Here is a 14,237-nt window from a genome sequence, read left to right on the forward strand (position 1 = left end):
TTATTTTAAAATAGATATATTAACTTTGGAATACCGTAGCACATATAAAAGAGTATAAGTAGTTATTTGTCACTATTCAACTACTAAAGACTGATTGTTAAATAGTATTTATTACTTAATATTTTAAGTAAATTTATATAATTGAGTATAAGTACTCAATTATATCCTCTTATGATTTATATTTAACTGATTACCTGCATTTTAGAGTTTTTAGTGCTTCTCTATTAACACTGAATTAATTAGAATTGGGAATTAAGAAGAACCCACACTTTTCTAGTACTGAAAGTGGATGATTCTTATTACTTTATTCGCGTACATTTCTACTCTCTAACTTATTAATCATAGGTTTTATGGTAACTTATACTGGTCTTAAAGCTGTTAAAATTAATAAAATAAACTCTTATTCCGGTAGGTCTAGTGGTAGTATTTCTAAGCGGTTATTCGATATAGTTGCTGCATTTTTTATAGTGTTTCTAGTGCTCCTATGGATGATTCCATTGGTTGGCCTGATTATTAAATTCACTTCTCCCGGCCCTGTTTTTTTTGTTCAAATGCGTACGGGACGGCATGGGCGAACCTTTCGTTGTTTCAAATTCAGGACGATGGTTCATGATCGTGGTAAGGCATTTAAACAGGTCACCCGAAATGACCCGGGCATCACCGCCATCGGTCGATTTCTCCGAAAGAACAATTTGGACGAGATGCCGCAGTTTTTGAATGTCTTACTGGGTGATATGAGCCTGGTGGGTCCACGACCCCATGCGGTTGATCACGACAAGGCCTTCTGGACTTCCATACCGTACTACCCGAATCGCTATACGGTTCGACCGGGAATTACGGGGCTAGCCCAGGTTCGCGGGGCCAGAGGGTTGACGGAGACGCCGAAAAAAATGGAGCGCAGGTTGCGCTATGATCTTCATTACATCAAAAATTGCTCGTTTTCATTTGATATGCTAATCTGTTGGTGGACCATCAAAACCATGTTTCAGGGCGATGAAAATGCCTGGTAATAGGTGAACCAGATAATGGTAGCTCAGTCATTTTATAGCGAAAAAGCCAGGTCATTATTTAGAATATATAGATAGCAACCATTGCATTTTGTACCGGTCGAATCCAATGTCACACTATCATTAAATCGTATTAAAAGTATGGTATCCAATCAGTTCTATTATGAATCGTCGTCCTCGGGAAAACCGCAGAGCCCCAATTTGAGCTCTATAGTGCTGCGTTACAGGCAATACTGGAAATGGTTTATAGGATCGGTTCTGTTAACGGTTGCCCTGACGATTATTTATGTCCTGTATTTGCCACCGGTTTACAGCATCCAGGCCAGCCTGATGATCAACGATGAGAAGAAAGGAAGCTTTGAAGAGAAGGTGCTAAAAGAACAGCAGATTTTCATTCCCAAGAAAGTGGTGGAAAATGAAACGGAAGTGCTGAAATCCACCATGCTGATGACCAAGGTGGTGGAACGGCTCAATCTGAATGTCTTTTATTCGCGCCCTTCGACGTTCGGAAACCGCCAGCTCTACGACGACTCGCCCATCAGCCTGCAAGTGCTGAAACCCAACGCAACCCTGTATGCCACGGCGCTTTCCATTCAATTTGCTGATTCCCAGACCGTTTTTGTCAATCAGAAACGGTATCCCCTCAACCGGGTGATCACCACCCCATTTGGTCAGTTACGGATTGCAACCCGCAAAGCGGTTGGTCCGCAAATGGAGCCCCTGGATGTGCAGGTAGTGCCGGTCGCCAAGGTTGCCAGTCAGTATCTGAAAAGTCTAAAAGTGGAGCCCACCAGCAAAACTTCCACGGTTCTGTTGTTATCGATCGAAGAAAGCATTCCAGAAAAAGGGCTCGCATTGCTGACGCAGTTGATTGAAGAATACAACCGGGCGGCTATTGAAGAGAAAAACCGCATGGCGATCAATACCCTCAAGTTCATCGAATCCCGGCTTTCGTTGATTGGGAATGACCTTGAAACGATCGAAAAAGAAGTAGAATCGTATAAGTCTGCCGAGGGGATTACAGAAATGAGTTCCCAGGCTGGCCTGTTACTCGAAACCGTGAAAGAAAATGATGAACAGTTGAATCAGGTCAATATTCAGTTGCAGGCCCTGAAAAGTATGGAGGATTATGTTGAGCGCAAAGCCAGTGATGTGGGAACCGCCCCGAACACCCTGGGACTCAATGATCCGGTTTTGCTTCAATTGGTTACAAAGCTCAACGAACTCGAATTGCAACGGGCCAATCTGGCCTCTACCATGAGCGAACTAAATCCGCTGGTTCAGTCACAGGATGATCAGATTAGAGCGATCAAGGGGAGTATTCGTGAAAATATCGAAACCTTACGGCAAACCCTTACGGGCACACAGCGTGAATTGATGGCGGTGAGTCAGCATAACGAAGGGTTGATCCGGCGGGTGCCAAAGAAAGACCGGGTACTTTTAAACATCACGCGTCAGCAAAAGATCAAAAACGATCTCTATACGTATTTGCTTCAGAAACGGGAAGAAGCTGCTCTATCCTATGCTTCAACGATTTCCGACAGCCGGGTCGTCGATAAGGCCTACTACAATGGAATACCAATCAAGCCCAAGAAAAGTTACATCGTTCTACTGGGCGGATTACTCGGTTTTTTGCTGCCCATCGGTTTTATCTTTACCCGGGATTTGATCAACGGCCGGATCTTACGTCGCTCGGACGTCGAACAGGCTACACAGGTTCCCATCGTGGGAGAACTGGTTCAAAACCCCGGCATCCCGTCCGTTGGGTTGCTCCCCCAAAGCCGCTCGCTCATCGATGAACAGATTCGGATGCTGCGCACGCGGGTCCAGTTTTTGGGAAACGAGTTGACGAACCCGGTTATTTTAATCACCTCCAGCGTTAGTGGAGAAGGGAAATCGTTTGTTTCAGCCAATCTTGGCGCTAGCCTGGCTATGGCCGATCAGCCCACTGTGGTGCTGGAGATGGATTTACGCAATCCGCAGATTCATCCCACCCTGGGGGTCGAAAATTCAGTCGGTATTACGGAATACCTACAGGGAGAGGCCACCCTGGATGCCATTCTTCGGGAAGTGCCGGGACGCAAGAAGTACTGGATGATTACCAGCGGGCAATTGCCCACGCACCCGGCCGAACTACTTGGTAGCCCGCGTTTGCATACGTTGATTCAGGAATTGCGTTCCCGGTTTTCGTATGTGCTGATCGACTCGTCACCGGTCAGTCTGGTTACCGATGCACAGTTGATTGCGGCCCATGTCGATGCAACCCTTTTTATTGTTCGATGCGATGTCACGCCCAAGAAATCACTCAAAACCTTAGAGACTCTTTATCAGGAGCAACGGTTCCAGCGGCTGAATGTAGTGCTCAATGGCGTCAATGAACAAAAACCGTATTACCATTACTATGCCACCGCCAGCCTGAAGCGGAGCCAGCCAACCTAGACGAACCTATTCTCGTGGTTTAATCAACTCTTTTCTTTAATCCTATTTGTTACGCGATGTTCAACAACGTTGACATACCGGTCCTTTTGTTGCTTTTCAATCGGCCGCACTACGCTTTTGAAGTCATTTCGGCTTTGGAAGCGGTTAGGCCTGCCCGTATTTATGTGGCTGTCGACGGTCCCCGTGCGGGCCATCCGACGGATGCGGAAAACGTTGAAAAGTGCCTTGCACTGCTGGCGCGGATTGACTGGCCGTGCCGGGTTGAAATTCTGAAACGGGAAAGGAATCTGGGTTGTGGACTGGCCGTTAGTGAGGCCATATCCTGGTTTTTTGAACACGAACCGATGGGCATCATTCTGGAAGACGACTGTGTTCCGACAACTGCCTTTTTCGGGTTTTGTGCGGAAATGTTGCTGCGGTATCAGGACGATGAACGGGTCATGCACATTACCGGAACGCGCTGGAACGAGGAATATCCCATCGGGGAATCTTATTTTTTTACGGCCATCGGGCACATCTGGGGTTGGGCTACCTGGCGACGCGCCTGGCAGCATTATGATTTCCAGATGTCGACATGGCCTTCGGAGCGACATACCGATCTGATCGCGCAACAGTTTCCCTCTCACCGGCATGTACTGTATTGGGAAACCAATTTCGATACGGTTTACCACCAAACCGAAAAACACACCTGGGACTACCAGTGGCAATATGCCCTCTTCCGGAACGGTGGTCTTTCGGTTACGCCACAGAAAAATCTGATTCGGAATATTGGGGCCGAAGGTGTGCATGATAGCGAGTCCGATGAATTTCGTCATCGGCGAACTGTTCATCCGGAATTTCAAATCAAAGAAGAATCCATACCACTCAGTCGGCACCCGTTTTTCGACGGATACAACATGGACCATTATTTTTTACGCAAGGATCCACTCTGGGTCCGGTTGAAACGGAGGGTTCGAAAAATCTCCGAAAAACTTTCCGTAGCCTGATGAAACGTATCAAACATAACGGCACTAATCGAAGCCTTTTTATGACCCGATCCATTCTGGAAAAGCTTAAAAAGACGGCCTGGTATCTGGGAGTTCCAGCCGTCAACTTTGCCGTATCTACGATAACGTTCCCGATCTTGTCCACTTATCTGTCCGCATCAGACTATGGGGTCATTGGCTATTTTGGTTCGTTAATTCTGTTTATCAACGTCTTTTATGGTCTCTCTTTTAACACCTATTTCATGTCGGTTTATCATCGCTACGAACCAGGTGAAAGGGGGGTGCTGATTCGGAAACTCGTATCCGCTTTGCTGGTCTGGAACGTGGTCTTCTATCCGGTATCCGTTGGCCTGTTGGCTTTATTTCTGCATTTTAACAACGTCCGGATTCCCCTGGTACCGTTTGGGGTTTTAGCCCTCGCCATTGCCGGTGCTTCATTCTTTCGGAACTTTCTGCAGGTTAGCTATCGGCTGGATGGTGCGGCTTTTCGGTTTTTTGCTTTCATGAGCAGCCAGAAAATTGTGTTAACAGCAGCGATCTTGTTTTTTGTCGTCTACTGGCGACTGGGCGCACTGGGACATTATTGGGGTACGCTGGTGGCAGAAGGCGTTTTTTTGCTGATCGTATTGAGAATTTACTTCCGAAGCCACGGCCTCGCCTTCGACAAGGTGCTGACCCGCGATGCTTTACGGGTCAGCCTGCCGTTGTTGCCGGCGTCTTTGCTCTACATCCCCTGTGTTAGTTACGACACCATTGTATTGGCCAAAGTCGGCACTCTTTCGGAACTGGGAATTTATAATGTCGGCAAGAATATCGGCACCTATTTATACACGGTTGGCTACGCCCTGTATCAGGTTTTTGAGCCCGTTATTTACCGCGCGGTCAGTGAACGAAACAGCAAAGCGCTCGTAAAAACCGTCGTCCAGCTTACCCTGGCAATTGGCTTTTTAGTTGTGGTGTTGAATGCAGTTTTGCCGCAGGTAGTCGCTTATCTGACCAATAACCGCTTCAACAACGCCGTTCCATACGCCCGGATTCTGCTGCTTTCCTCCGGTCTGATGGTCCTGTTTTCCGTTGGCGATGCCATTCTGGGGGCATTGCAGAAAACGAAAACCATTCTCTGGATTCATGCTACTGCGGCCGTACTCTGCCTCGTCTCGCATACCTACTCCGCTACCCATTGGGGACACATAGGGGTAGCCTGGTCCACCGTATTGGTCTTTGGCTATGTTTTCCTGATGAGCGCTGCCATTGGATTTTATGAACTGAAGCGCGCGACGCCTGCCGCTTTTAAACTGCAAACCGCATGAACGTTCTTTGGTTAGGCCACTATCCGCACCCGCTGAGGGGAAACCCCAACCAACACCCGGTTCCCTGGATGACCATGTTGGCGAACGGCCTGGTGTCCAGCAACGGCCTGGGGCTGACTATCATGAGCTATTCCTCCGCAATTGAACAGGATGAAGTATTTTCAACAGGCGGCATCAACTATATCTATCTCAAAGTGCCCGAGGATAAGTGGGACTTGTTAACTGCTTATGCCCAGCGAATCAGTCGGTTACGTAGCTACCTGTCGGCTATAGAAAGAAGTTTTGATCTGGTGCATATCCACGGTTCGGAGCAGCAGTATCAGGTAATCGGAGCGAGCCTGTCAATTCCGAAAGTTCTGTCAGTACAGGGTATTGTTACGGAGTACTACAAAATTCTTCCGGCGAGGCCCGACTACCGCCACGTTTCGTGGCTGGTGGCTGGCTACTATGAACGGAAATACCTGCGTTCGGTCCGGCATTTCATCTGCCGAACCCATTGGGACCAGTCCCATACGCTTCGGATGCAGCCGAACGCCGTGATTCATCACAATTGGGAGCCCATTCGGGCCGAGTTTTTCGAGCCGGTTTCCGTCAGTGCCAAAACCGCCCAAACGCTACTTTTTGTCGGAGGCACCAACCGGATCAAAGGCATTCGGGAAGCGCTCCGGGCGTATGACTCCCTGTGTCGCACACTGCCGCTGCGGTTTTGTGTCGCAGGATCCGGTGACAAAGCCGACCTGATTCAACTCGTTCATTCGTTGCAACTCAGCCATATTCGGGCGGAAAACATTGAACACAAAGGGTTTCTGAACGGGCAGAAACTCCGGGAAGCCTACCGGGAAGCGTTCTGTTTGATTCATCCGTCCTACATCGACAACAGTCCAAACAGCGTTTGTGAAGCCCAGGTCGCCGGTTTGCCGGTGGTGGCTTCCGATGTCGGTGGAGTCAGCTCGCTGATTGACCACGGACAGACTGGATTGCTCACTACCCTGGAACCGGAGTCGATTGCCGACGCGGTGATGACGCTCTGGGAAAATCCGAACCTGCACCAGGCGATTGCTTTCAATGCCCGGGCCGTGGCCCGAAACCGCCATGACAAGCAACAAATTGTCGACAAGACGGTGGCTATTTATCAGGAAATCATGAGCTATGCTAACTAACGTGAACATGCTGCCAGGAAACGGCGTAGCGCTGCTCTCTTTACCGCAACTGCTCCTTCATATCGTCGGCCTGCTGATGCTGGGGCATTTGTGTCTGAGTGATCTGGTGAATCCGGCAATCGGGTATCCGATCGGTTTTACGGTCATCCTGTTTCTGTTAATCCGGCTGCTATTCCGTCGCAATTACCTCGATTATGTCCTGATCATTTTTGCCTGTAGTCATTTCTATTATGGCAACAACCACGGGGGATTGTGGAACTACGTGAATGTGATGGCGTTGCTGGTTTATTCGTTCGTTGAACCGTGGTGGGAGGGAACTTCGAATATGTCGCCTTTTCAGAAAACGGTCCTAGGCGGGTTGTTCCTGTTCAATGTGCTGGGGCTGGTCTTTGTGGCCGAATCCTCACTCGCCGGGCGAATCGAAGGTTTTATAATCAGTCTGTCCTACGGTCTACTGTTTCTGTTTATCCTCCGGTTGCCGGCCACGACCCTCTTATTCAGCCGCTTGTTGCTGGTGGTGGCAGGAGTAGGGCTGTGGAGCCTGGTGATTGCGCTTAGTCAGAAAACCCACTTCCTGGAATCGGTCTCGCCCTTATTGCCAAAAGGCAATGGCGATGGACTGGAAAACAATGGCTGGGAGACCTACGAAAATAAGTCCGAAAGAGCCGATGGTCCGTTCAAAGACTTCGAACTCTTCGCCGAATACGCATCGCTCCTGTATGCCGTGTTTTTTCCGATCCTGATCGGCCAGGTTAGCCGGTATTTCCGGTTGAAAGCCATTATTCCGGCTCTGGCGGTGATCGGTTCTTTCCTGTGTGTTCTGATGACAGCCACGCGATCGTCGATCCTGCTGCTGATTCCGGTGACTTTCTTTTACCTCTTGTATTACCGCAGTCAATTCATTCGGAAACCTGCTCTGCTGGCAGCAATAGGTGCTTTTATCGGTTTCATTGTGCTCATCGGCCCCTACATCGGCCTGGATTATTTGCTGGAACGACTCGGCGAACTGGACGTAAATCGATTAAGTTCCGGTTCGGCAAAGAGTGCGGAAGCTATCAATCGGGGCGAAACCTATCAAGCTGGATTGGAAAGACTGATGGACAAAGATTGGCTGATTGGGTATGGCTACGGCGTTTCCGAGCATTATTCCATGGCCTTTTTTGGAATCCCCAACAGCGAAATGCGCGATTATCACAACTTATACCTGAGCCTGCCCATTACGCTGGGTTGGATCGGAACCGGTCTCTTCATTCTGCTGCTTCTCGATCACGCTTTTCAGACCCTAATAGCCTGCCGATCGGCCACACAGCCGCATCTGGAAGCCCTGGTGCTCGGGATGGCCGTTTTCTGGGGCGTGTTTTTTATCAACGAATTCAAGATTCAGGCCATCCGGGAGCCCAATTACCTGATGCTCGTCTGGTGTTGGTTAGGATTCAGTATGCAGGCGAACTGGTTAGCGAGCAGTTCCGTAAAAAATGAATCGAAACTAAAATCCGTCGTGCGGCCAGAACCCGCATTCCAGTCACTATAAACCGGACACACTATGATTTTTATTGTCATTCCCGTTCATAACCGAAAGCACTTGACCCGCCGTTGTCTCGCGTGTTTAACCCGCCAAACGGTTGCGGAAATCACCATTGTGGTGGTCGATGACGGCTCGACCGACGGAACCGATGAAATGATCCGGACCGAATTTCCGGGCGTGGTGGTGTTGCCGGGTGACGGAACGCTCTGGTGGACCGAGGGCACCAACGTGGGCGTTCGGTACGCGTTGCAAAACCGGGTGGCAGGCGAAGAGAATTTCGTACTGACGATTAACGACGACACCGAAGTGCGTCCGGATTATGTGGCTTCGCTACTCGCCACCTACGCGCAGCATAAACCGTGTCTGGCGGGTTCGGTCAGCGTTGACATTGCCAAGCCGGACTCCCTGCAATATGCCGGCATGAAATTAAATCTGTATTCGGCGAACGAGACCTATCTGGCCAATTCCCGTTTTCAGAACAGTTACAGCCGTTTAAAAGAAATAACCGATGCCATCGACTCCGACAGTTTGCCGGGCCGGGGTGTGCTGATTCCCTTCGGGGTTTTTGAAAAAGTCGGACTCTACGATACGGAACATTACGTCCATTACATGGCCGATATTGAATTCACAGTTCGGGCCAAACGGGCGGGGTATCGACTGGTTATATCGCCTTCCAGTATCGTTTATGAGCACGTTGAGGCCACCGGACTTCAGATCAACCACCAACTGCCGATCCGCAAGTTTTGGAAAGGATTATGGGGACGATATTCGCCCATCAATATTCCTATGCGCTACCATTTTGCGATGCGACATACCCACACCAAACACCTGTATTTAGTCCTGGAAGTGGGCCGGATCGTTACCGGCTATTGTCTCCGGAAACTTCGCCTGATTTAGAATAGAATAACTGTAGTAGACACAAAAATGATACAACCCATGAAAAAGCCCCGTAAAATTCTTTTCCTGACGCAACTCCCTCCACCGATCCACGGAGCGTCTAAAATAAATGAGTATATAAAAACCAGTATACCAATCAATGAAAAATTCGATACGGTTCATATCAATGTGATAACGGCAAAAGACCTTAACGATGTTCAGAAATTTAGCTGGTCGAAAGTAGCCGTTATCGCGAAACTTTATTTGAAAATTATAAAATCCTGCTTATCGACTCGTTTTGATTTGGTATTTGTGACCTTAAGCACGGATGGAATTGCTTTTTATAAGAGCGCACTAGTCTGGATTATCGCAGCGGCTTTTATAAGAAACCGGGTGATTATGCTTCATGAAAAAGGTCTCGAAATGACCGCTCAGAAAAATGGGTTCAATCGCTTCATTACCAGGTGGATGATCAACGGCTCTAACCTGATTGTTACCTCGAAACTCCTGCTGGCAGAATTCGATTCGTACACCGCAAAAAAATACGTCGTCTGTAGCGGAACCCCCGGTACCAGCACCGTACGAAATGGTTCGTTTACCGGCAAGAATGTTCCTGAACTTTTATACTTATCCAATTTAATTGTTGAAAAAGGGATCCTGTTTTTTGTCGATATCTGTGCTGAATTAACCCGAAGAGGTTTCGCTTATCACGCAAATATTATCGGAAAAGAATCGGATATATCCATGGCCGAACTTCAGGCATTGATTCACGAGAGAAACCTGAATCGCCAGGTCACCCTGGTTGGGGCGAAATACAACGAAGAAAAAGATGCCTATTTACGGAATTCTGATTTTCTGATATTCCCGACGTTTTATAAGCGCGAAACCACGCCATTAGTCATTCAGGAAGCCTTCAAATTTGGCCTTATTCCCCTCTCTTCTCCCGAAGGAGGCATTCCGGATTTGATTGAGGATGGCGTAGACGGATTCGTGATCGACCCGGAAGACGTGGCGCAATACTGCGATAAAATTATGTGGCTGTCGGCCCATCACGAACGGTTGAACGCCTTCCGGAAAGCCGGTCAGGCCAAGTTCGATAACCGGTTTAGCTTACCGGTTTTTGAAAAAAATATGGTCTCGGTATTGGACTCCGCACTCAACTACTAATCAGTCGATGAATACAACCTTTGTTCAGAACGCTACGCCGGTAACCATAAATCCGGCACTTACTACGACGGTTATGGGCTATCCGGTTTTTTCGGGTAAGCTGGATCAGCTTTCGATGGGTAGCCAGACTCCTTTGCTGATCAACACCATGAGTCCCAATTCGTACGGGCTCGCTCAGAGGGATCCACTCTTCGAAAAGTCTCTTAAAAACTGCGATGTGCTGACGCTGGACGGTATTGGTGTGGCCCTTGGTTCGCTTTTGCTGAACGGTAAAAACATCAAGAAAATCGCCGGTGCCGACACCTTTGATTATCTGGCGGCCTATTTCAACCAGCGGGGTGGCCGTTGCTTTTTCGTGGGATCGACGGAAGCCACGTTACAAAAAATCGTGGCGCAACTGGCCAAAGACTTCCCCCGGCTCGAAGCAGATTATTATTCCCCGCCGTATAAAGACGAATTAACGGCTGAAGATTCGGCGCCCATCATCGCGCGGATCAATGCCTTTAAACCGGATGTCGTTTTTGTGGGCATGTCGGCACCGAAACAGGAAAAATGGGCGTACCAAAACAAACCGTACCTCAACACGAAGGTGATTGCAACCATTGGCAACGTCTTCGACTGGTATGCTGGTAACAGCAAACGGCCGGCCAAAATCTGGATCACGCTCCGGCTCGAATGGCTGGTGCGGATTTTCCACCGCCCGGAAATATTCCGTCGGAACACCGGGAATCAACTCGTTTTTTTGAAAGATATGCTTCTGTGTTTTACCCGTTTAAAAAAGATATCAAATGATTGATCAAAAAGTAAAAATTGCCATCATTGGCCTGGGCAAGATGGGCATTTCGCACCTGGCCATTCTGAATGCCCACCCCGCCCTGGAGGTTGTCGGCGTTTGCGACACGTCCGGAATCGTTATGGAAGCCCTGAAACAGCATTCCGTCTTCGAATGCTTTACCGACTACAAGAAGATGGTTGATAAAGTACGTCCGGAAGCTGTGTTGATTGCCACGCCGACGAAGCTCCACTTCGAAATGGCCCGTTTTGCCCTGGAGCGCGGACTTCACGTGTTTATGGAAAAACCGTTTACGCTGAACATGAGTCAGGGCGAGGAACTGGTTCGGCTGGCGGATGCCCGCAATCTGGTGACGCAGGTGGGCTATCACAACCGGTTTATCGGGGTTTTCAACGAAGTCAAACGGCTGGTTGATCTGGGGGCGCTGGGGGAAGTCTACCATTTTGTTGCCGAATCCTATGGCCCGGTGGTGACGCGGAAAAAAGAAGAAACCTGGCGGTCGAACCCCAGCGAAGGGGGCGGGTGCCTGCTGGATTATACCTCTCATGTGGTCGATCTGCTTCAGTTTGTACTCGGTCGGGTGGATACGGTGGATGGCAGCACGCTCAAAAAGATCTACTCAACCAGCGTTGAAGATGCCGTGTATTCGACCCTGCACCTGGATAGCGGTATTTCCGGGTTTTTATCCGTGAACTGGAGCGACGAGACCTACCGGAAAATGTCGACCCAACTCACCATTATTGGCATGAGCGGAAAACTGGTGGCCGATGCGCAGGAAATGAAAGTGTACTTCAAAACCGCTCCGGCCATTCCTGGCTACGAAAAGGGCTGGAATGTAAAATACATCACCGATCTGACGCCCGGCGTCGATTTTTACCTGCGGGGTGAAGAGTACTCGGCTCAGATCGATTATTTCGCCCGGTGCATCCAAAACCGGAATGCCCACGGAATCAGCACCTTCCGGAGTGCACTGGAAACCGACCGGGTTCTCAATTTATTACGAACATATACTCAATAGCCCCTTCGTATCATGGAACGAATCTTATTTGGAGATAACCAGTTTTTTGCCGTCAACCACCTTTCCGACGAAAAATCAAGGGCGCAGGCCGTTCGCTTCAAGGACGACAGCGCGATTATCAAGGTATTGGATACCGTCATCGACTGCGACATCAACACGTTTATGTGTACGACGCACGACCGGATTGCCAACATTTGCGACCACATTCGCCGGAATCCGGACCAGTATGCCAACTTCCAGATTTACCCCTGTATGCCTTACGCGCACAAGTATGCCAATGCGGTGACGGAACTGGGAATTATGGGAACGCTGAAAGAATATATGCCGAGTTCGAATTTGCTGGGCACGCTGGCGAAAGGCGGTTTGGCGGTTTTTAAGAAGGACTTCATCAGCATCATGGAAATTCTGGTTGACACCGAGATGAAGATGTTCAAAGGCGTGCGAACCGACGTCATTTTTATCCAGAATGTCATTACCGACCTGATCCTGGGTCTGGGTATGTACGATTTTTTCCGGGCGTTCAGTGATTACGTCAAGAAAAAATACAAGGCAGAAGCCGGTTTTATTACCATGAATCTCCCCATGCTGTATCAGGCGCTGGAGAAAGTAGGGGTCGAGAATCCGATCATCTGTGCTTCGATTAACAAAGTGGGTTTCCGGATGACCGGCGGGGTTGAACTTTATGAGCGCACTTTGCGGGAAAAACAAATGCGCGTCATTGCCATGCAGGTGTTTGCCGCGGGGGCCATTCCCCCCAAAGAAGCCCTGGAGTACGTCTGCAATCTGCCGCGCATCAGTTCCATTCTGTTCGGTGCTTCGTCGCGGAGCCACATCGAGCAAAACCGGGATCTGATTAATCAATACTGGAAAAATGACGAAGCGGTTTTGGTCTGATCGTTTTCAAATTCCATTTCCCGCTGCTTTTTCCCGACTTGAACGCAATTTTATGATAGCACCCATTGCCCTGTTTGCCTACAAAAGACCGTCCGAATTAACGAAGACCCTAGCGGCTCTTCAGGCCAACCATTTAGCTTCCGAGAGTGAACTGTACGTTTTTGTGGACGGCCCAAGATCCGAAAAAGACGTTCCGAAAGTGGAACAGGTTCGTCAGCTTGTCCGGGAAATCACCGGTTTCAAAAAGGTTCACCGGATAATCAGTGACCACAACATCGGGTGTGCCGACTCCATTATCCAGGGCGTTACGCAGGTTTTGAAGGCGCACCCGACCGTGATTGTGGTGGAAGACGATATTGTTACCACCCCCAATTTTCTGGATTTCATTAACCAGTCCCTGACGCAATATGCCGATGATAAACGGGTTTTTTCGATTGGCGGGTTTACATTTCCGTTCAAAAAGCCGGAGGGTTACCAGGCTGACGGTTATTTTTTCGGACGCCATTGCGCCTGGGGGTGGGGAATCTGGGCCGATCGCTGGCAGGAGATCGATTGGGAAATTACAGATTTTCAGAAGTTTATGAACGATTCGGGCCAGCGCAAAGCCTTCAACCGGGCCGGTATGGACATGGTCCGCATGCTCCGGAAAACAATGGAAGGCAAACTCGATGCCTGGGATATTCGCGTTTGTTACAACATTTTCAAAAAGGGAAAGCAAACCTTGTATCCCACGGTTTCCAAGGTCGAGAATATCGGATTTTATTCAAAAGACGGCATGAATACGAATGAATACAATCGGTACAAAACCGTACTGGATCCGGGTTTAAAACGGGAATTTTCGTTTACCAAACAGGTGACTGAAGAAGATCTTTTTGCCCGGCAATTCCGCTGGAAATACAGCTTGCAGGTTCGCATTTTCGCGCGACTGTTGACGTATGCGGGTATTCGGTAATGATAATTGTCTGATAAGCAGGACGCAGTAAAAAGATTCAGGACTTTCGTTTTTTGCCCACCAGCCCCCTAAATGGGGAGCTTTCTGGCACTCCAGGCTCCCCTTTAGGG

The 14,237-nt window shown here is 48.9% G+C and carries 12 protein-coding genes; all 12 read left to right on the forward strand.

Translation table 11 applies throughout. The features are described 5' to 3' along the window. Positions 1-350: 350 nt before the first annotated feature. The 12 genes from DUE52_RS04470 to DUE52_RS04525 all read left to right on the forward strand — a co-directional run bounded on the left by DUE52_RS04470 (position 351) and on the right by DUE52_RS04525 (position 14,127). On the forward strand, positions 351-1,010 hold the full coding sequence (locus tag DUE52_RS04470) for a sugar transferase (RefSeq protein WP_114404766.1): 660 nt from the start codon (positions 351-353) through the stop codon (positions 1,008-1,010). 138 nt (positions 1,011-1,148) lie between these two features. Beyond that, a complete protein-coding gene (locus tag DUE52_RS04475; protein ID WP_114404767.1) occupies positions 1,149-3,446 on the forward strand; it encodes a GumC family protein in 2,298 nt (765 codons plus the stop codon). A 56-nt stretch (positions 3,447-3,502) separates the two neighbouring features. Then, positions 3,503-4,432: a nucleotide-diphospho-sugar transferase gene (locus tag DUE52_RS04480; RefSeq protein ID WP_114404768.1), complete on the forward strand. Its 930-nt coding sequence runs from the start codon at positions 3,503-3,505 to the stop codon at positions 4,430-4,432. 41 nt (positions 4,433-4,473) lie between these two features. Then, positions 4,474-5,742 (forward strand): lipopolysaccharide biosynthesis protein, encoded by a 1,269-nt coding sequence (locus tag DUE52_RS04485; RefSeq protein WP_165840861.1) that lies wholly within the window; start codon positions 4,474-4,476, stop codon positions 5,740-5,742. Next, positions 5,739-6,902, forward strand: a complete 1,164-nt coding sequence (locus DUE52_RS04490) for a glycosyltransferase family 4 protein (protein ID WP_114404770.1) — start codon at positions 5,739-5,741, stop codon at positions 6,900-6,902. Before DUE52_RS04485 ends, DUE52_RS04490 begins: the two co-directional genes overlap by 4 nt. Before the next feature lie 7 nt (positions 6,903-6,909). After that, positions 6,910-8,433 carry an O-antigen ligase family protein gene (locus DUE52_RS04495; protein WP_165840862.1) on the forward strand — a complete coding sequence of 508 codons (1,524 nt, stop codon included), beginning with the start codon at positions 6,910-6,912 and terminating at the stop codon, positions 8,431-8,433. 12 nt (positions 8,434-8,445) lie between these two features. Then, positions 8,446-9,324 carry a glycosyltransferase family 2 protein gene (locus tag DUE52_RS04500; RefSeq protein WP_114404772.1) on the forward strand — a complete coding sequence of 293 codons (879 nt, stop codon included), beginning with the start codon at positions 8,446-8,448 and terminating at the stop codon, positions 9,322-9,324. A gap of 378 nt (positions 9,325-9,702) precedes the next feature. Continuing rightward, complete coding sequence (locus DUE52_RS04505; protein WP_165840863.1) at positions 9,703-10,470, forward strand: glycosyltransferase family 4 protein; 768 nt, start codon at positions 9,703-9,705, stop codon at positions 10,468-10,470. A gap of 7 nt (positions 10,471-10,477) precedes the next feature. Continuing rightward, positions 10,478-11,266 carry a WecB/TagA/CpsF family glycosyltransferase gene (locus DUE52_RS04510; RefSeq protein ID WP_114404774.1) on the forward strand — a complete coding sequence of 263 codons (789 nt, stop codon included), beginning with the start codon at positions 10,478-10,480 and terminating at the stop codon, positions 11,264-11,266. Continuing rightward, positions 11,259-12,281, forward strand: a complete 1,023-nt coding sequence (locus DUE52_RS04515) for a Gfo/Idh/MocA family protein (RefSeq protein WP_114404775.1) — start codon at positions 11,259-11,261, stop codon at positions 12,279-12,281. The genes DUE52_RS04510 and DUE52_RS04515 overlap by 8 nt, the downstream gene beginning before the upstream one ends. 12 nt (positions 12,282-12,293) lie before the next feature. Beyond that, positions 12,294-13,175: an aldo-keto reductase family protein gene (locus DUE52_RS04520; RefSeq protein ID WP_114404776.1), complete on the forward strand. Its 882-nt coding sequence runs from the start codon at positions 12,294-12,296 to the stop codon at positions 13,173-13,175. Between the two features lie 52 nt (positions 13,176-13,227). After that, positions 13,228-14,127 carry a glycosyltransferase gene (locus DUE52_RS04525; protein WP_114404932.1) on the forward strand — a complete coding sequence of 300 codons (900 nt, stop codon included), beginning with the start codon at positions 13,228-13,230 and terminating at the stop codon, positions 14,125-14,127. Positions 14,128-14,237: the final 110 nt, after the last annotated feature.

Origin of the sequence: Larkinella punicea, from assembly GCF_003334855.1 — a bacterium.
Taxonomy (GTDB): Bacteria; Bacteroidota; Bacteroidia; order Cytophagales; family Spirosomataceae; genus Larkinella; species Larkinella punicea.